The organism is Scytonema hofmannii PCC 7110 (genome assembly GCF_000346485.2).
Taxonomy (GTDB): Bacteria; Cyanobacteriota; Cyanobacteriia; order Cyanobacteriales; family Nostocaceae; genus Scytonema; species Scytonema hofmannii.
In genome coordinates this window covers 3,022,567-3,041,995 of record NZ_KQ976354.1, presented here as the reverse complement: position 1 = coordinate 3,041,995, position 19,429 = coordinate 3,022,567, and the positions used below count along the sequence as shown (strand labels likewise).

The window sequence follows — 19,429 nt, the reverse complement described above, 5'->3', positions numbered from 1 at the left end:
CTCACCTTTTGATGTTGTATTTGCGATCGAGCTTATCCATTTGAAAAGCATAAATGAAAATCAACAGCACAAAAATCAGGATTGAACCTTGCTGTGCCATCCAAAAGCCGAAAGGTACACCAAAGAAACGTATTGTATTCAATGGTTGTACCAGCAAGATACTAAAACCAAGGGATACCGACGCCCACACTATTAAAAGATTGCGGATTAAAGCAGTATTGGCACGCCAGTATGCGCGACTCTTTTCTTTATCCATTTTTTTGACTATTAATGTAATCAAAAATATATCAGGTCAATTCAGATTTATTCTTTAAAAACGTAAGATATTTATTAATTTTCAACATATAATTTTTGTTATTAAAATTTAACGGTTTTCTGTAGATAGTAATCTTAATAATGGATAAAATGGGGAATTTACTGAATTTTAATTTCCTGATTTCTCTTTATTAAAGACAACAAAAAATGGGTTTGCTTCCGAATGGCACGCTTGTTAAGACCAAACTCTTGTAGCAACTCATTTCTATGGGCTTTAATGTATTTTTTTATACAAATTTTTAGCACTCGCTATGTGCTGACATGGGTTGCATAAGTTTGTTTTATATATAAATTATAAAAATAATATTAAAATAGCATGACAAGAACTTGAATATATTCAATGATTTGTTACATTTATTAATATAGGTTTACAAAAATATTCATGCAGTACACTAGTGAATCGCGAACAGTGGTGACAGATGAATACTCTAGTTCCAACCTATCTCGGCGCTGAAGTTCTCAATATTCGCAATTTGTAACATGGATGCTAATGAACTCATAACACACTACAAGGCAGGCAATAGAGATTTTTTACAGGTGTCCTTGCAACGAGCTCACCTAAGCGAATTCTGTCTGACTGGAATTAATCTTAGTCGGTCAGACCTCACTGGCGCGACGCTATCAGCAACGAATCTACGCGGAGCAATTTTGAGCGAAGCCAATCTAGCGGAAGCAAATTTGTGGAGGGCAGACTTAACTGAAGCTTTGATGATTTGGGCGAATTTACATAAAGCTAATTTAATTCGTGCAAATTTTTGTAAAGCGGACTTACATCAGGCTGTGCTGACTAGGGCAGATTTGCGGTTAGCCGATTTAAGTTTTGCTGACCTCAGTAACACCAACTTAGAAGGTGCAGATTTACGCTATGCTAACTTAAGCAGTGCAAATCTGGCAGGTGCCAACCTCAGTAAAGCAAACCTAACGGGTGCAAAATTGAGTCAGGCGGACTTGTATAACGTAAACTTGACAAAAGCCATATTGTTAAGAACTGATCTGTGTGATGCTGACCTCAATTCGATGACAGTGGCACTGACCAGTTACTCATAAGCCCTCGCTGATAACGATTGGCTGATGAATAGCACTCCCAGATGGTATGATTCATTCCAGAATTAGTATTGACAAACTCGGTAATAATAGTCATATTTTTAGGGGGCAAGCTTAGGTTGTAGCTCTTGTATTTTTGCTAGAAATTTCTGAGAGAGCATACTCTACAGCTTATCGGTGATGAAGACTTCAAATTCCTTACTGCACGATTTACTCCAGGCTGTACCAAATTTACGGTGTCAAGTTTATTTCAAATCTTCCTTGACCGCGCTTTCTCATGCAATGGAAGACTTGGTATTGGTAGGAATTGATAAGCCTCTAGTGATTGCTAATTTTCAGCAAGAGAGTTATTACCTTCAAGAAACCCGCCGCTACCAGCGAATTGCTCAGCGTACAGACCAAGTTTATGTCCTCGCTGCACCGGAAGCTAATTTTAGGGAGATTTCAGATCCATTGGTGACAATTCCCTTCCATCCTGAAGATGCGATGTCACAAGAATGGCATCTTGTAATTATCGGACAGAAATATAGCGCTTGCATCGTTTGTCAAGAATACGCTTCCCCTGTGGATGGTTCATCCTTAGATCAAGCAAGACAATTTAAAGGGGTTTGGACATTTGACCGTGAAGTGAGTGTTTCTGCGGCTAACCTCTTAATGGAAAGGATTTTGAACTACAGACCAGACTTGGCTGGTAAAGTTGAAGTAGCACGGCAACGCTACTGTTTGACTCAAGTTAACTCAGAGCGAACCGCAGAAAATCGGGTACTGGAAATTGATGCACGATTGTTTACAGACCGATTGGTGACTTATTTACAAAACAGCCAATACAAGCAACTCAAAGCTTACCGCACTATTACAAAGAAGGAACGTCAGGAACGCCTCATTAACACAATTAGCACTGCTATTCGTCAATCGCTCAATCCAGAAGAGATTTTTGCAGTGACGGTGAAGGAACTCAGTCAAGTTTTCAGCCCCTGTCGCTGTCTGCTTTACCCCTATCATCCCACAGAAAAACCGACACCAATTGAATATGAAGCATTAGCTGATGGGTTAGCTTCATTAAAGGGACAAATTTGGTCTTTAGGAAAGTATCCCCTGTTTCAGCCGATTTTATCTCAAGATAAAGCAGTTGCGATCGCTGACACAACCCAAGATTTGGGCATTCAAACATATCCGGATTTGAGCAAGCAACTTCAAGCCTTTGGCATCAGGTCGTGTCTTGTTGTGTCCATTCGCTATCATCAAAAGTGGTTGGGAATTTTAGAGCTGCACCACTGCGGTCTAGAACCACTGATTTGGAATGATTCTGACCGGGTATTGGTAGAAGCGATCGCAACTCAAGTCGCAGTTGGCCTCATACAAGCTCAAGCATACAGCAATTTAGAAACGTTGAATCACCAACTTGCGGCATTAGAAAGAACTCAAAGTAACTTAATTGCGATCATCGGGCATGAATTGCGAACTCCCCTATCAACCATCCAAGTGTGCTTGGACAGTATAGCTAACGAACCAGATATGCCACTCGAATTTCAACAAACCATGTTGCAAACCGCCCTTGCTGATTCAGAACGGATGCGGCGGCTGATTCAAGATTTTCTTACTCTTTCTCGTTTAGAAGGGGGTTGGCTTAACTGGCATATCGAACCAGTTTCCATCCAAACCTGTTTGGACTTAGTGATTAGCAGCTTGAGAAGAACCCAAGCAGATAAAACTTTACCATCTATTTTTCTAGAATTGCCTTCTGATTTACCCCTAGTGCTTGCTGATGGCGATGGGTTAACGGAAGTTTTGAATAAACTTTTAGACAATGCTTGTAAATTTACCGATTCTGAAGGAAAAGTAACAATTTGCGCTCAAGTTCTCGATGTAGAAGAGAGTGGGACTCAAGGCAAGGAAAAAAAATCTCAGATGTTAGAAGTTATTATTGTAGACACGGGACGCGGCATAGAGCCAAATCAATTAGAAGCCATTTTTGCGCGTTTTTATCAAGAAGAAGGGTTTATGCAACGTTCCATCGGTGGAACCGGATTGGGTTTGGCAATTTGCCGCCAAATCGTTGAACAATTAGGCGGCAAAATTTGGGCAGTTTCTCCAGGAAAAGAACAAGGTGCAGAATTTCACTTTACATTACCTGTAGCAGAAGGTGTTTAACAGCGCTATTCATTAATCATTTTCTTAAAATGCTCGTTTTCTCGAATTGCATCAAAGTCTGGGTCAATTTTTGCCCTTTCTCTATATGTTCCTGAACTGAGCTTAATTGCCTGTTTTAAATTTTTATTAGCCAAATCAATATTGCCTTTGCCTTGCAATGCATAGTAACATGCTCTATTGTACCAAGCCCTAGAGTAGTCCGGTTTGATCTTAATGGCTTTGTCACAACAAAAAATTGCTTCCTCGTAACGTTGTAATCTCTTAAGTGAACCACCTTTATTTACCCAAGCTACATAGTAGTCTACCTTTATTTCAATAGCCTTGTCATACGAAAAAATTGCTTCCTCGTTACGTTGTAACTCTTTCAAAGCCTTACCTCTACCAAACCAAGCAACATAGGCATCTGGCTGAATTGTAATAGCTTTATCATATGAAGCTAGTGCATCCTCATAGCGATACTCAAAGTGAAAAGCCTGTCCAAGTTTAATGTAATCATCGGCTGTAAAAAAAAGTTGAAAATCTAAAGACTTTAATAACTCAATTCTTCTTGTATATTCTTGAAGTTTTTGCTGGAGTTCAGGAGTAGTGTGTTGTTTTTCAAATGTAATAGACTCTTCTAATGAGGGAGTCAAGTAATTTATGATTTTAATAAATTGTTGAATAAGTTGAATAACCTTTATATTATCTAAATTATTTTGATTATCTGGAATTACTTCTGATGCAAAAAAATCCATAGCAACAGTCTGCAAGTTTCGATTTCCGGAGTTGGATGCGAGTGCAGCATGAACCAAGTCACTAAGCCATCCCTGAGCTTGTGCAGCTTTTATTAAACTGAATGTAATTTCACTTAAATTATTACCTCCTGCGATTGTATCCAAGCTCTTCCCCATCTCAAAAAATAACATTTCCTCTAGTGCGTGTTTATTAGGAAAAGCCTCAATTAAAGCATCTTTGAGTCTCCTTAACAGACGCCGTTGCTCATCGGATAGCATAGTCTCTTACACCTGAATTAAATACCTGTATTCATCAACATCAAGCTATTGGTTGTTTAAACACTTAATAAACAAGTCATTCAGCGCTTCAAAGACCAGTTTTTGGACAGCGCTATCCAGGTTTAATGCTAACTGTTTTAATTGCTTTGATGCCTTCAGGTTGACGAATGCATTCAATGCTTGTTCTCCTTGGCGGTTAGGAGGAAGGTGAATAATCCGTTGAGACTTATTGTGTCCTACAGCTTGCTCGATCTTCTTCATCTGCCGATACGTAGATGTGTCTCCATTATTTTAGCCATATCCACAGTAAAGACGCTGAGAACAATTTTTTGGGTAAGTGGCATAATTGATGCAAGGTCAACTTAATTGAAGGGCAATTTTAATTACTGTATATTTATTTTCCATAAAACAAAGACAAACAAGTTACAAGACCTTACCTGCGGGCAGAGGAAAAGCCATACCTCAGAAGATACCAATCTCAATTGGGTTGAACCCAGAAACCACGTATAAGGAGCAACTTGTTGCTCGACAATCAGATATTTGAGAGATATGACGAACCTCAATACTGCGGGGTTAAAGTTTGTTAGCAAAATTTTCAATGTTTGTAGGGCAAATTCGTCTTCTCCGAGTAGTATTGCGACAGACTCTCTTAACGAATCTCCAAACCTTTAGGTCAGAGACAGCCATAGGACTTATCCCGGATTTCTCACCATGTTTCTCAAAGCCTTATAAAACCTAGATTTATGCATTTCACACTGTCTCCAAATTCTTGCCCACTAAAAATACCCGAAAGACAGTCTGGGTAAAGATTGTGGTGAATGCGATAAGCCAGAGGCTTAACGGTTGAAGCCGTATCGCTTAACTTGTGAGAAATGCGGGTTATGCACGCTTTACGAATTCTTGGCGCTCTTGGCGTCTTGGCGGTTCAATAAATCAGGGTTTCTAGCAATTTCTGCGTAAGTCCTGAGCCAGTGTACGCTACCTATTGTTTTCGTTGGTCAGTTAAGTTGTGCATAACCTAATTTTACTGTCACCTATATATAGATAACCGTAAGGACAACAACTACAACACCGTGACTTTATCCCCCTTTTCACAAGAAAGGGGGTTTTTTTAGGGTATTGGGCATTAGTCATTAGTCATTGGTCATTTGTCATTGGTCACTGGTTACTGGTCACTGGTCACTGGTCACTGTTAATGTTCGCACGCGCCAATACTGACCCAACTACTCGAACCATCTTCCCAGTGTTCCTTCTTCCAAATAGGAGCATTATGTTTGAGAGTATCAATTGCGTAACGACAGGCTTCAAATGCTTCGGAACGATGGGGACAACCTACCGCAACTAGAACGCTAATTTCACCAATGTGTAAACGACCAACGCGATGATGAATGACAACACGATTAACATCAGACCATTGCTGTCGAATATCAGCAGCAATTTGGTAAAATACGCGCAATGCCATAGGTTCATAAGCTTGATACTCTAGGGCGACTACGGGTTTACCATCGGTTTGATTGCGAACCATGCCGCTCATAACTACTACTGCACCATTGGCTGGATCGTCTGCTTTAGCATAGACTTCTTCCAGAGACAATGGCGCAAAGTTAATAGCAAAGCTGTCTTTGGCGTTTGGTTTTATAGGAGTCGCAAATCGATCTGTTACAACTAAATTCATGTAAGTCACATTAGGATTACCTACCCTACTTATGTTACATGGAGCGCCGATCGCGTAATACCGTCAGCTACAGTATTCTCTCAATCCAAAATCCACGCATCCCATGAGTCAAATTTTGTTAAAGATATAGCACAAACACGCATAGGTGATTTAGTCTAAAAAAATTTACGTAATTTAAAGAAAATTCTCGTCATCCTTCTTTAGACGTATTAGTATAATTGAAGTGACAAAATTATAGAACCTCGTCTTTCTCTCTAATGGGCAGTGCTTTTCAGCAATTACTTTAAATAATATCCCTGCTGGGCGATCTCAATAACTGTAAGTCACGGGTATTCTCTAGCCAGAATTCAGCAGTACTAGGAAAATATCAATGAACTCTATTTTGTCTAAAAATGAAGCAACGAGACTAAAAGTTCTCCATCAGTATCAGATTCTCGACACTTCACCAGAACAGGCATTTGATGATTTGGCATTCCTAGCTGCCCAAGTGTGTGCTACACCAATTGCTCTCATCAATTTTATTGACGCTAACCGTCAGTGGTTTAAAGCCAAAGTCGGGCTAGATGTGGAAGAAATGCCTAGAGATATAGGTATTTGTCCTTTCTGTGTTGCACAATCTGATATCTTAATTATTCCCGACACTTGGGCTGACGAAAGGTTTTCTACTAGCCCTGTAGTCACCTCGGCTCCCTACATTCGATTTTATGCGGGAGTGCCTCTCATCACACCAGAAGGAGAAGCGATCGGAACTTTATGCGTAGTTGATAATGTACCACGTCCTCATTTTAAGACAGAACAGGTAGAGTCACTTAAAGCGATCGCTCGCTTGGTCATGAGACAACTAGAACTCCGTCGTAATTTAACAGAAGTAGCAACTATTAAAACAGAGTACAAGCAAGCACAACAAGCATTGCGGCAAAGTGAATCTGTCCTTCACAGTTTCTTTGATAGTGCGCCGATGATGATGGGGGTAGTTGAACTGGTAAATGATGACATTTTACATATTTCCAATAACGCCGCAACAGCAAAATTCTTCGGCATAACTCCAGGAGATACGCGGAATCACCTTGCCAATGATATGGGCTTGTCACAAAAAGCCGTGCGCGACTGGCTTGGTTACTACCGTCAGGCAGAAAGTACTCAATTACCTGTAACCTTTGAATATCCTCACCATACTTTTGAAGATAGCAGATGGCTGAAGGCTACAGTCTCTACAATCGTGGAAAGTTCTACTACAGCACGGCGTTTTGCTTATATTCTTGAGGATGTCACCGAACGCAAGCAAGCAGAAGAAACATTACGCTGGAAAGAAGCACTTTTGCGCTCAATGACTGGCGTTTCTCCTTTAGCATTTTATGTTGTAGACCATCGCAATGGAGAAATTCTATATTTCAACGAACGCTTTTGTGAAATTTGGAACATTGAACACCTGAAAATGCAAATGGAATGCGGTGGACTTAAACATCAAGATGTGATAGAGGTTTGCTCCCAATTTACAGACATCTCACCTTTTACTTCTTGCCAATCTTTACCAAGCGAGACTTGCGATTGCGAAGATGAAGTTTTATTAAAGGATGGTCGCGTGATTCGGCGGTTTTCCAGACGCATTCGCGATGAAAACGACCAGTATTTTGCACGGTTATATATTTTTGAAGATATTACTTCTCGCAAGCTAGCAGAACAGCAAATCCGCGAACAAGCTGCACTACTTGACATAGCAACTGATGCCATTATTGTGCGGGATTTAAACAATACTCTTTTGCTTTGGAACAAAAGTGCTGAGAAAATTTACGGGTGGGAAGCAAAAGAAGCGATTGGCAAGAATGCTAATGAAATTTTATATCGAGAACCTTGCCTGCAACATTTAGAAATTTTTGATAGCGTTTTAGAGAATGGTTCTTGGCAAGGTGAATTACAAAAAATTACTAAATCTGGTAAAGAAATTATAGTTGAAAGTCGTTGGACATTAGTCAGAGACGAGCATTCTCAACCAAAATCTATTCTTGTTGTGGACACTGACATTACTCAGAAAAAACAACTGGAAAAGCAATTTTTACGCGCTCAACGCATGGAGAGTATAGGTACCCTGGCGAGTGGAATTGCTCACGATCTCAATAATGTCCTTTCTCCCATTTTAATGTCAGTACAAATGCTGAAAGCAAAATCTCATGATGAACGCAGCAGGCAAATATTGACAATTGTAGAAAATAATGCAAAACGTGGTGGTGATTTGGTGAAACAAGTGCTTTCTTTTGCACGGGGGATTGAAGGCGATCGCACTGTCCTCCAAATCAAGCATTTGATTTCAGAAATGAAGCAAATTGTCGAGCAAACCTTTCCCAAATTCATAACGATTCAAACAGAAGTTGAGGCAGATTTATTCCCCGTGCGAGGTGATAGCACCCAATTGCATCAAGTCTTGATGAATTTGTGTCTGAATGCGCGAGATGCAATGCCAAAAGGTGGGACTTTAACAATTTCTGCTAAGAATGTTTTGATTGATGGAAACTTTGCCAGGATGCATCTTGATGCTAAAGAAGGCTCTTATATTGTTCTCACAGTCACCGATACAGGAGTAGGAATTCCCAACAAACTCTTAGATAGAATTTTTGAACCATTTTTCACAACAAAAGAGTTTGGCAAAGGAACAGGGCTTGGGCTTTCAACGGTGATAGGAATTGTTAAAGGTCATGGTGGTTTTATCACTGTATCAAGTAGTGTAGGTAAAGGGACAAAATTTAAAATGTATGTACCAGCAGCTGTTCAAATGGTAGAAACACAGGAGGTAGAGGATTTAGAAATACCCGCAGGATATGGAGAATGGATTTTGGTTGTAGACGACGAAGCGGCTGTGAGAGAAATTACCAAAGTTACTTTAGAAAACAATAATTATCAAGTCATTACTGCTAGTGATGGTATAGAAGCATTAGCAGTTTATGCTCAGTATAAAAATAAAATTAGTGCAGCCGTTATCGATATGATGATGCCAAACATGGATGGATCGACTACCATTTGTGCATTACAAAAAATGAACCCACTTCTACGTATTATTGCTGTCAGTGGACTGGCAACAAGCGAACAAGTCCCCTTTGAGACAAAATCTACCATAGCAACATTTTTGCCCAAACCCTACACAGCACAGGAATTATTAAAAACTTTACATAGTGTGATTTTTAACGTTTAGCATCATTTGCAAACCACTCAACAATTCCATCAGCGACGGCTTTTGCTAACTTCTTTTGCTCTTTCGAGTCAGTTACCCACTCAAATTCATTAGGATTACTCATAAAACCTAACTCTAACAAGACGGAAGGCGCACTTGCGGGACGTGTGAGTGCTAAGTTATCCCAGAACACACCATAAGAAGGTCGTCCTAACTTTTTGACTATATAGTTATGCATAAAAACTGCTAGGTTGTGAGCTTGGGGATGATACCAAAAAGTTCCCACTCCCTTAGTATTTTCAGCATCACCTTCATCTGGTAAAGAATTATAATGTACGGAGAAGGCAACAGTTGGCTCTTCTTTATCGATCGCAGCGACTCGATCTGCTAAAGAAACGTCGCGATCGTCCTCTCGTGTCATCACCACTGTCGCCCCTAGCTTCACCAACTCATCGCGCAATAATTTAGAGACAATCAAGTTAACATCTTTTTCTAAGTAACCAGTGGGCCCAGCTGCACCCGATTCTTTCCCTCCATGCCCCGGATCGAGCAAAATTTTAATCCCTGTTAGCGATTTTTGTTTTTTCACATCTCTACCATTAGGAGGATGACGTAAAGCCAAAACAAGACTTGTTCCTTCGTACCTCAGCTTGTACCCCCACTGTCGATCTGATTTGAGGCGAAAAGAGTATTGCACTCCACCTTGTCCTCCCTGTTGGGAAGTCGGTAGTTGTTGCCAATCCAAGCGAGAGATCGCAGGGTCATCATCCAAACGAATGATATCAGTTTGGGCAGTTGTATGATGAAGAGTGAGGGTAAAATTGCGATCGCTCTGCTGTACGCTAACAGGAACTGGTACTTGCAGGGGAAAAACCATTTCCGTCACACCGGAACGAGTGCGATAGCCCACACTCCGAATAATTGTACGTGGGGGAACAGCCCCCGTAAGAACACGAGTTTCCTTACTATTAATCCAAGCGCCATAATCCAAGCGCAACCACTCACCTTCTTTACCTGTGACTGTTGCTTGAGTGCCTTTTGGTAGAGGTGTCAGTCTAGAATAATCCGTACTAGGTCCCGTGCGAGCCACCCCTGAGTCTGCTGTTACCTCAACAACTTCCGATTGTGTAGGTGAGAGAATGGTGATTTTTCCAGAACCTGGTTGAGCGATCGTTTTACCATCCAACGTCAGTTGAAACTGAGGTTGTCCCAAATCGCCAGCCACCGCCACCGTCGTGCAACCCGCATACTTACCCGTGTTAGTTTGAACAGAAGGTTGATTTTGCCCGGTTAAAGCAGCAGAGTTAGGTGGAAGTTGCGTCACTTGTTGCTGCGGTAAGAGAGGAATTGTTTGATTTCCCAACTTTACAGAAACATTAGCACCTGGGGCAGCTATTGCGCTAAAACAGATGAGTTCCCCTGGAAGTTTTGCAATATCTACCGCAGGAGTTAGAGAATTTTGAGCAAAGGTTAGTCCCTGCGGTATATCGGGTTGAGAAGAAACTCTTGTTACCCTAATTTGGACTTCTTGTTCTTGATAGCGGATATTAAAAGTATTTTCTCCTAATTTTAAGGGAAAACTGGGGGCAAAATGACCAGCTTTGCTGCGAGCGATCGGCTTACCATTGAACAAAACTTGTCCATTGGATGGTGCTGTACCAATGAAAAATACTTTGCTGGCGCTCGTCTGGTGCGTAGCTGGAGGATAAACAATCTTCAGGGATTGCTCTTGAGCCAAAACTATGTTTGAGGTAACTATAGAACTTATTATGACTAATCCTAGTAATGATTTCACGTCAAGATAGAATAATAGTTTACAAAAGTTAGGGAGTAGGGAGTGGGGAGTAGGGAGTAGGGGTTAGTTGTTAGTTGTTGGTGGTTGGTGGTAATTCCCAATCCAAATCCCCACTCCCCACTCCCTACTCCCCACTCACTATGTCACAATGACTGGATATATTTTTGAGAGTCGCAAGGCATTTGAAATCTTATGACTAAGTTTGTATTTGTTACTGGCGGGGTTGTTTCTAGTATTGGTAAAGGAATTGTAGCAGCAAGTCTGGGACGGTTACTCAAATCTCGTGATTACTCTGTGTCAATTCTCAAGCTCGACCCCTATATTAATGTCGATCCCGGTACAATGAGTCCCTTCCAACACGGTGAGGTATTTGTGACTCAAGATGGGGCAGAAACAGATCTGGATTTAGGACATTATGAACGTTTCACCGATACTTCCATGTCGCGGCTGAACAGCGTGACTACGGGGTCAATTTACCAAGCTGTGATTAACAAAGAGCGTCGCGGTGATTATAATGGCGGCACGGTACAGGTTATTCCTCACATTACTAATGAAATTAAAGAGCGGATTGTGAGAGTTGCTAAAGATACCAACCCCGACGTAGTTATTACAGAAATAGGAGGTACGGTAGGAGATATAGAATCATTGCCCTTTTTAGAAGCAATTCGCCAATTCCGAAAAGATGTAGGACGGCATAACGTACTGTATATGCACGTGACACTGATGCCGTGGATTGCTTCAGCAGGTGAAATGAAAACCAAACCCACGCAGCACTCAGTAAAAGAACTTAGATCTATTGGGATTCAACCCGACATCTTAATTTGTCGGTGCGATCGCCCAGTACCTACATCATTAAAACACAAATTGTCTGAGTTTTGTGATGTTCCGGTGGAATGCGTGATTACGTCTCAAGATGCCAAAAGTATTTATGAAGTCCCGCTCATTCTAGAAAAAGAAGGATTGGCGCAGCAAACTCTAGAATTGCTGAATATGGAGCAACGGACACCGAATTTGATACAGTGGCAGACGTTAGTGCAGAAGATGCACAGCCCCACACATCAAATAGAAATTGCGATCGTAGGTAAGTACGTACAGTTAAGCGATGCCTATCTTTCTGTAGTAGAAGCACTGCGCCATGCAGCAATAGCGATTAGTAGCGAACTGCACCTACGTTGGGTGAACTCAGAAAAATTGGAAACCGAGGGATATGAAAACTATTTGGAAGGTGTAGATGGCATAGTTGTACCTGGTGGTTTCGGCGTCCGAGGAGTGGATGGCAAGATGACAGCAATAAAATATGCCCGTCAGTCCCAAATTCCCTTCCTGGGTTTGTGCTTGGGAATGCAGTGTTCTGTGATTGAATGGGCAAGAGATGTTGCGGGATTAAAAGATGCCAACAGTGCTGAATTCGATCCCCATACCGATCACCCAGTCATCAACTTGTTACCAGAGCAGCAAGATGTCATTGATTTGGGCGGAACAATGCGCTTGGGTTTGTATCCCTGTCGCATACTGCCAAATTCCCTAGCTTACAAGCTTTATGAAGAAGAAGTCATTTACGAACGTCACAGACATCGCTATGAGTTCAACAATACTTACCGCAATTTGTTTATAGACACAGGCTATGTCATCAGTGGAACTTCTCCCGATGGGCGTCTTGTAGAAATTATTGAATTGCCCAAACACCCCTTCTTTATTGCTTGCCAATTTCATCCTGAGTTTCAATCGAGTCCTAGCGCACCTCATCCTTTGTTCAAAGGTTTTATTCAAGCTGCCGTTGTGCGTTCCAACCCCTCTTTTGAGACACAGCAAGCAGTGGTTAGTGGTTAGTGGTTAGTGGTTAGTGGTTAGTAGCTACCAACAACTAACCACTAACAACTAACAACTAACAATTTTTGAATGAGGAACTTTTGTGGCGTACTGGGTAAAAATTTACTATGAAAGAAATGAATACGTAGTCAATTTTGAGCGTGTGACTGCTTTTTGCCATGAACGTAACGGTAGAATTACTTTCTGGTTACCCGATTGCGCCATTCCAATTATTGTCAACCCTCAAAATAACTTAGAAGATTATCAAAAAATTCTGAACTTTATAGAATACGTAACGGGAGTGGGATTCAACAGAGGTTATTGGGTAAAAATCGTTTATGAACGAAATGAGTATATAGTTAACCTTGACGAAATCAGTTCTTTTTGTAAAGAACCAAACGGTAGGATAACTTTTTGGTTGCCTGATAGTACTATTCCTATTATCATCCACCCTGTCAGTAACCCAGAGTCTTATGAGATTGTGGTGGAATATATTCAAAAGACAACGGGTTATTTGTGGGAAGTAAAGGGTTAGGTAGGGAGTAGGGAGTGGGGAGTGGGGAGTAGGGTTAGTTGTTGGTCAAAAATACTAATGCCTAATCTCTAGCTCCTAATCTCAAAAACGCCAACTTCGCTGCACCTACCATTCCAGCTGCATTACCCAATTCTGCTGGCAATATATGCAGCCCAACGCGTGAAGCAGGGACTACTCGTCGCTCAATTTCCGCATACACTGATGGTAGGAAAAATTCGGCACACGCGCTGACTCCACCACCAATCACAACCGCTTCTGGTGTCAGCACGTAAATTAGGGTTGCCAGTCCTGTCGCGAGTTCTCTACCATATTCTTGCCAAAATGTCAATGCATTGATATCTCCGGCTTTTGCTAAAGTACTTAATTCTGCTGGTTCCTTTCCCGTGCGGCGGCGAATGGCAGTTACCGAAACATACTGCTCTAAAGATCCTTGATTTCCACTGTTACATATTGGACCATCTGGGATAAGGGTAATTAATCCGAGTTCACCTGCTGCTCCGTAATGCCCAACAAACAGTTTACCATCCAGGATAATTGCTCCACCTACCCCAGTGCCTAGTGTTAGCAGAATAAAATTTTTAAACCGACGCCCCGCGCCCAGCCAAGCTTCGCCCAAACCAGCACAATTCGCATCGTTTTCCACAACAGTTGGCTTGCCTGTTTTTGCTTCCAACCAATCAGCTAAAGGAACATCGCGCCACTCTGGTAAGTTGATAGCTATTTTAGCAATGCGTCCAGCAGCATCTGATGGTCCCGGAGTGCCAATTCCTATGGCACTTGCTTGTTGTTCTGGATCGACTTGAGCGATCGCATCTACTATAGCTTTTACAACTAGCAGTGGTGTTGCAGGTTGAGGCGTTGCTATAGTGAGCGATCGCAAACAAGAACCATCACTAGCGAAACGCCCCAGTTTAATTGCCGTTCCCCCCAAGTCAATACCAATTACTTGAGAATTTTCCACTTTATCAATCCTTGTACAAAGCAGTTTCCGAGCATATTGGCAGAAGGCAACCTTTTATCACCCATTCCCACCATCGTTAAAAAATTCTACATCCTCGTTTTTCTCACGAGTTGCGGGGCGAAAGGTGGTTACAGTCAGAGAATAAAAACTGGGTTGCCTTTGCGATGACAATACCGGACTGCCATGTAGGATTCCAGACAGGGCAACAGAAAGCATAAAACCACCAGTAGCAGCTGCCATTAAAGATAAGTTATCTTTCATACAAAACTCTAAGTAATAATAGAACAAATAATTAGGTTATACCATTTTGGATTTTAGATTTGGGATTTTGGATTGAGAAAGCCTTGACTGGACTCAATTTCATCCAACTGCCTGCCATATACTTTTTTCAAATTGGTATTGACAAACTTGGTGAGTGGTGAATGTATAGAGAGTTTCACAGATTTGTCTTGATTTCGACAATTACCGCTTTTAAGGGTGGTAATCCTTCTTGGACTGTTGCCCAAACTACATTCACATCCATTCCCCAATACTCATGTACCAGCACGTCTCGCATACCAGCAACCGCTTTCCAAGGAATTTGAGAATATTGACTACGAACACTATCAGGAATTTGCTTGACTGCCTCTCCTAAGATTTCAATTAACTTGACAACGGCTAGAAGTTTCTCCCGATTTGCCTGAAATGTCTCAAAATCAATTCCATCGGTGAATGTTTCAATGTCCGTAATGGCATCCAGTATATCTTGGAGAAATTCTGAGATTGAGCGTCCCGTCATGCTGCATCACACGTAAACGACTTCCGATAATACGTGCTCTCGAATTCTGGGCTTCAAACCATTTTTTGTGACTATATCTACCTTCATACCTATCAAGTTGCTGAGATAATCGCGGACTTCAACCAGTTTAAACAATGTAGGCGCATACTCATAGTCGATAAGTACATCAACATCACTATTCTCAGTTTGTTCACCACGAACGTAAGAACCAAAGATACCAAGCTGTGTAATCTGGTAGTTCTCGCGCAAGATAGGCTTGCTCTGTCTCAGAATTTGCTCGATTTCTGCTAGCGTCTTCATTTCCAAGTTTTTCTCCGAATATCAAAATTCTACAAAATATTAATTTCAGGATAGTCATTCACAGGAAAATCTCACAGCCAATCATGAAAACCCTTGTTCCTCTACTCCCCACTCCCCACTCCCCACTCCCTTTTTCAAGCTAGCTTAACAAAAATCGACTCTATTGCCGAATTTGTTTCCGCAAACGGGGATTGACAAAGTCGTTTAAACCTTCTCCTAGCAGCGATAGCCCTACAACCATTAATGTCATAGCCAACCCAGGGAAAAGAGCAGTCCACCAAATACCTGTGGGTAGTGCGTCCAATGCTCTTTTTAAATCTTGTCCCCATTCTGGTGCTCCAGGAGGTAGCCCTAACCCTAAAAAGCCCAAGCCTCCTAAAGTTAAAATGGCGTCAGCAGCATTCAGGGTAAAGAGAACGGGTACGCTTTGAATAACGTTGAAAAATAGATACCGGGAAAGAACTTGCCATGTATTAGCACCCATGGCTTGTGCTGCTTCAATGAATACCTCTGTTTTTACACTGACAGTGTGATTGCGGACAACACGGTAATATTGAGGGATGTAAGCAATACTGATAGCGATCGCCGCATTGACTATTCCAGTTCCTACAACAAACGCCAGGGTAACTGAAAGCAGCAGCCCTGGTAAAGTGTAGATACTATCCATAATAAATAGCAAAGCTTTATCTAATTTACCACCGGCGTAACCACTGACCATCCCCAAAGGAACACCAATGACCATGCTTAACGCTGTCGCTAGCACCACAACTTGTAAAGCCGCTTGAGCACCAAACAGAGTTCGGGAAAACACATCATAAGCTTGACGGCTTGTGCCAAACCAATGTTGGAGCGAGGGTGGCTGCTGAACGAGGTTGTTCTTGGTAGACGTGGGACCTTGAATCCATCCCAAGTTTTGAAATATAGGGGTAAAGATGGCAATAAAGATGAAAAATAGAGTAATGACTAGCCCGATCCACATGAGTTGCTGGGACAGGGTAGGTTTTTTAGCAAAGCGAAAAAATTGTGGTTTAGGAGTTTTTGTAACGGTCATTTATATAAATTTGGGGTTAATAACTTCTGAATACAAGGGATCATTTTACATATCGGGTAGCTTTCTGCAATGGTGCCAACACACAAATTAATTTGACATAGATCTCATTTGCACGTTCCTCTGTCGATATTTTTACGTATAATAATTTTTTGCCATTAGCTCGATCGTGTGCAGGCAATTACAAGCAATGACATTTTGTGGGTCAAACTTGAGTGCTTGTTGCCAAGATGAGATCGCTTCTCGAAATTCTCCTTGCAATGCTGATAATTTACCAGCCAATGCATGGAAGTCTGCATTGCTGTAATACAAAGCTAGAGCTTGATTGTTGTGCGCTACAGCTTCTGGATAACGCCCTTGTGTCAATAAATGTAGTGCTTGTTTGTGATACCAGATGGCTTGGTCGTGCAAACGGAACAAGTCAGACAAATCTGCTTTGCAGCGCCTGCAACTTGGGGAGGAAGAAGCAGTGCTGAGTAAGGGAGATTCTCCGCCTCCCTTTATAGGACGATAAACTGCACCACAGACAGGACATTTCATATTTCTCACTCTTGAGACTCATTGGTACTGGCGTAGTAAAGAAAATCTTCTAGTTCTTCTTGTAACTGGGGTAATTCTGCACTATTGTCAGCGATCGCGGTTTTAATCTGGTCTAATAAATCTTGTAATTCCTCTGCTTGTTCTGCGTCTACGGTAAGAAGTGCTTGTTGAGCGCGGTCTAAAAGTCCTGCTAATTCTGGTGCGATTTCTACTGCATCGCTGATATCTTCTGAGGAGATTTCAATTGTTTCATCATTTTTAAATAATGCCTCTAAATCTGTCCTTGCTTGCTTGAGTTCATGGCTAGAAAGTTTTTCTATACCTGCATTATTTACTACCAGTGTCCCTTGTTGACCCTTACCTTTCTCGGTGGTGGTAACAGTGAGAATACCGTTGAGATCGAAGTCAAAGTGAACTTCGATTTGAATGCTTCCTGCTGGTTGTGGTGGTAAGTTCTCGACTCTAAAGGAACCTAGAGGAACATTTTCCTCGGCGATCGCATTTTCACCCTGAAAAACTTCAATTTCTACTACTTCTTGTTCATCAAACACAGTGGAATAAACTTGAGAGCGAGAAACGGGAACAACGCTGTTGCGAGGAATAATGACACTAAAATACCCTGGCATAATACCCATTGGTGTAGGAACAGCCGTAGCAATGCCCAGAGAATGGGGAATAACATCTACAAGAATAGCATCCACAGCTTCCCCTATCAGTACCCCAGCTTGCAAAGCGGCTCCTAACGCTACACAAAGGTCTGGTTGAATACCATCTGTAGGAGTTTGTCCCAAATCCTCTTGGATCATTTGTTGCACTAGAGGAATGCGTGTAGAACCACCAACTAAAATAATGCGATCAATCTCTTCTGGTTCTAATTTCGCATCTGTGAGGGCGCGGTCAATAGCCTCTAAGGTTTCTTCTAAGAGCGGGCGAATCAATTTTTCAAAATCTGTTCGCGCTACTTCTGTCTCCAAATGTAGTGGAGTTTTGCCTTTACTAGCCAAAAAAGCTTCCCGAACTGTGGCAAAAGCATGGGAACTCAAGTCAATTTTTACCTGCTCTGCTGCTCGCAAAAGACGCGCCTGGGTGGCTGCATCATCTGGCACATCCACGCCATGCTGTTTGCGGAATAAATCTGCTAGATGAAGTTGCAAAAGCCTGTCAAAATCATCTCCACCCAAGCGGTTATTACCATGACTGGCTAGGACTTCTGTGACTTCGCCTGTAATTTCAACTACTGACACGTCAAAAGTACCACCTCCTAAGTCATAAACGACAACCCGTTCTGTCTCTTCGGAGCGCAAATCATAAGCTAAAGCCGCCGCCGTTGGTTCGTTGATAATTTGCAGTACCTCCAAACCAGCTATCTCGCCAGCGGTTTTAGTTGCTTGTCGTTGAGCGTCCGTAAAGTAGGCTGGAACCGTAACCACTGCTTGGGTAATTGTTTCTCCCAAAGCATTCTCAGCCCGTTGTTTCAGGGCGCGGAGAATAATAGCAGAAATTTCATGAGGTAAATATTCTTTATCTCCTAACGTGGTTTTGTGGTCAGTTCCCATCCACCGCTTGATTGACTTCACGGTGCGTTCGGGTGCTGCTGCGTACTGACGGAGTGCTTCGCGTCCTACGAGTAGTTTTCCCGTATCGCTAAATCCTACACAGGAAGGTAAAATTAAGTCGCCATCTTCACCTGGCAATACCCGCACTTGTCCGTTTTCGACAATCGCCACTTCGGAATTTGTTGTGCCTAAGTCAATACCAACTGCTTTCATATTGCTGACTGTTCGCCATGACTTTCAACGTAACGACGCAAGACTGAGTTGATTAAAACTCTATATTCTCCGCCTTGGGACTGAAACCACTTCAATACATCTGGCTCAATTCTTACTAACTGCTGCGCTTGAGGCGTAGGAATTCTTAAAATTGCCTTCTCAAAAAACTCCTCCGTCAACGGTGGAATATCAGAATAATCAATCCCTTCATCGTCCACGATCTCCAGTGCTGCCCAATTAGTACGAGAGGTATTGCTCAAGTCTTTGCCGCTCATATCGATTTGCCCTTCGTGCTGAAATGATCCGAATTACGTCATCTTGTCGTTCTGTCCAAACCACAACCGCTACGCCGTTACCGAGGAAACCGATACCGAACCAACGGTCTTCGCCGTAATCAAAACGATCGTCTAGCTCAATTAGCATTGGACCTTCAAACATTTCAGGAATATCGGCAAAATCAATCTCATGCTTACGAATATTCTCTAAATTCTTTGCCGCATCCCACTCAAACTGCATGAAAGGTTGAACACGCTAATTGGACTGTTCCTATTATC

19 protein-coding genes are annotated in these 19,429 nt (G+C 41.9%); 5 read left to right on the top strand and 14 right to left on the bottom strand.

Features of this window, described 5'->3' with window-relative positions:
* Position 1: 1 nt before the first annotated feature.
* Entirely contained in the window at positions 2-256 is a 255-nt protein-coding gene (locus WA1_RS13020) for a DUF4212 domain-containing protein (protein ID WP_017745182.1), read from the bottom strand.
* Positions 257-795: 539 nt separating this feature from the next.
* Here WA1_RS13020 and WA1_RS13015 point away from each other — a divergent pair.
* A complete protein-coding gene (locus tag WA1_RS13015) occupies positions 796-1,362 on the top strand; it encodes a pentapeptide repeat-containing protein (RefSeq protein ID WP_017745181.1) in 567 nt (188 codons plus the stop codon).
* Positions 1,363-1,539: 177 nt separating this feature from the next.
* Positions 1,540-3,510, top strand: coding sequence for a DICT sensory domain-containing protein (locus tag WA1_RS13010; RefSeq protein ID WP_017745180.1), 1,971 nt, complete (start codon positions 1,540-1,542; stop codon positions 3,508-3,510).
* Positions 3,511-3,515: 5 nt separating this feature from the next.
* Here WA1_RS13010 and WA1_RS13005 read toward each other — a convergent pair whose 3' ends face one another.
* The 3 genes from WA1_RS13005 to WA1_RS12995 form a co-directional block, all read right to left on the bottom strand.
* Positions 3,516-4,502 (bottom strand): TPR end-of-group domain-containing protein, encoded by a 987-nt coding sequence (locus WA1_RS13005; RefSeq protein WP_017745179.1) that lies wholly within the window; start codon positions 4,500-4,502, stop codon positions 3,516-3,518.
* A gap of 45 nt (positions 4,503-4,547) precedes the next feature.
* On the bottom strand, positions 4,548-4,763 hold the full coding sequence (locus WA1_RS13000; protein ID WP_017745178.1) for a ribbon-helix-helix domain-containing protein: 216 nt from the start codon (positions 4,761-4,763) through the stop codon (positions 4,548-4,550).
* 931 nt (positions 4,764-5,694) lie between these two features.
* Positions 5,695-6,177: a molybdenum cofactor biosynthesis protein MoaE gene (locus tag WA1_RS12995; RefSeq protein WP_017745177.1), complete on the bottom strand. Its 483-nt coding sequence runs from the start codon at positions 6,175-6,177 to the stop codon at positions 5,695-5,697.
* A 370-nt stretch (positions 6,178-6,547) separates the two neighbouring features.
* On the opposite strand from WA1_RS12995, the gene WA1_RS12990 reads away from it, so the two are divergent.
* The gene (locus tag WA1_RS12990) at positions 6,548-9,361 is read left to right on the top strand and encodes a hybrid sensor histidine kinase/response regulator (protein ID WP_017745176.1); all 2,814 of its coding nucleotides are present in this window, start codon (positions 6,548-6,550) and stop codon (positions 9,359-9,361) included.
* Here the strand turns inward: WA1_RS12990 and WA1_RS12985 are convergent.
* Positions 9,351-11,135, bottom strand: coding sequence for an N-acetylmuramoyl-L-alanine amidase (locus tag WA1_RS12985; RefSeq protein ID WP_026134854.1), 1,785 nt, complete (start codon positions 11,133-11,135; stop codon positions 9,351-9,353). The two genes, WA1_RS12990 and WA1_RS12985, sit on opposite strands and share 11 nt — an antisense overlap.
* A 192-nt stretch (positions 11,136-11,327) precedes the next feature.
* Between WA1_RS12985 and WA1_RS12980 the strand changes: the two genes are divergently transcribed.
* Both WA1_RS12980 and WA1_RS12975 read left to right on the top strand, forming a co-directional pair.
* Entirely contained in the window at positions 11,328-12,965 is a 1,638-nt protein-coding gene (locus WA1_RS12980) for a CTP synthase (protein ID WP_017745174.1), read from the top strand.
* Positions 12,966-13,047: 82 nt separating this feature from the next.
* The gene (locus tag WA1_RS12975; RefSeq protein ID WP_017745173.1) at positions 13,048-13,479 is read left to right on the top strand and encodes a hypothetical protein; all 432 of its coding nucleotides are present in this window, start codon (positions 13,048-13,050) and stop codon (positions 13,477-13,479) included.
* A 61-nt stretch (positions 13,480-13,540) separates the two neighbouring features.
* Here WA1_RS12975 and WA1_RS12970 read toward each other — a convergent pair whose 3' ends face one another.
* The 9 genes from WA1_RS12970 to WA1_RS12930 form a co-directional block, all read right to left on the bottom strand.
* Positions 13,541-14,440 carry an ROK family protein gene (locus WA1_RS12970; RefSeq protein ID WP_017745172.1) on the bottom strand — a complete coding sequence of 300 codons (900 nt, stop codon included), beginning with the start codon at positions 14,438-14,440 and terminating at the stop codon, positions 13,541-13,543.
* A 57-nt stretch (positions 14,441-14,497) separates the two neighbouring features.
* Positions 14,498-14,701, bottom strand: a complete 204-nt coding sequence (locus tag WA1_RS12965) for a hypothetical protein (RefSeq protein ID WP_017745171.1) — start codon at positions 14,699-14,701, stop codon at positions 14,498-14,500.
* Positions 14,702-14,876: 175 nt separating this feature from the next.
* Complete coding sequence (locus WA1_RS12960; protein WP_017745170.1) at positions 14,877-15,218, bottom strand: HepT-like ribonuclease domain-containing protein; 342 nt, start codon at positions 15,216-15,218, stop codon at positions 14,877-14,879.
* 6 nt (positions 15,219-15,224) lie between these two features.
* A complete protein-coding gene (locus tag WA1_RS12955; protein WP_017745169.1) occupies positions 15,225-15,518 on the bottom strand; it encodes a nucleotidyltransferase family protein in 294 nt (97 codons plus the stop codon).
* 160 nt (positions 15,519-15,678) lie between these two features.
* The gene (locus WA1_RS12950) at positions 15,679-16,569 is read right to left on the bottom strand and encodes an ABC transporter permease (RefSeq protein ID WP_017745168.1); all 891 of its coding nucleotides are present in this window, start codon (positions 16,567-16,569) and stop codon (positions 15,679-15,681) included.
* A 132-nt stretch (positions 16,570-16,701) separates the two neighbouring features.
* Positions 16,702-17,106, bottom strand: coding sequence for a tetratricopeptide repeat protein (locus WA1_RS12945; RefSeq protein ID WP_017745167.1), 405 nt, complete (start codon positions 17,104-17,106; stop codon positions 16,702-16,704).
* A 5-nt stretch (positions 17,107-17,111) separates the two neighbouring features.
* Positions 17,112-18,875, bottom strand: coding sequence for an Hsp70 family protein (locus WA1_RS12940; protein ID WP_017745166.1), 1,764 nt, complete (start codon positions 18,873-18,875; stop codon positions 17,112-17,114).
* Positions 18,872-19,150 carry a BrnA antitoxin family protein gene (locus WA1_RS12935; protein ID WP_026134853.1) on the bottom strand — a complete coding sequence of 93 codons (279 nt, stop codon included), beginning with the start codon at positions 19,148-19,150 and terminating at the stop codon, positions 18,872-18,874. The genes WA1_RS12940 and WA1_RS12935 overlap by 4 nt, the downstream gene beginning before the upstream one ends.
* A complete protein-coding gene (locus WA1_RS12930; protein ID WP_017745164.1) occupies positions 19,113-19,391 on the bottom strand; it encodes a BrnT family toxin in 279 nt (92 codons plus the stop codon). The genes WA1_RS12935 and WA1_RS12930 overlap by 38 nt, the downstream gene beginning before the upstream one ends.
* Positions 19,392-19,429 lie beyond the last annotated feature (38 nt).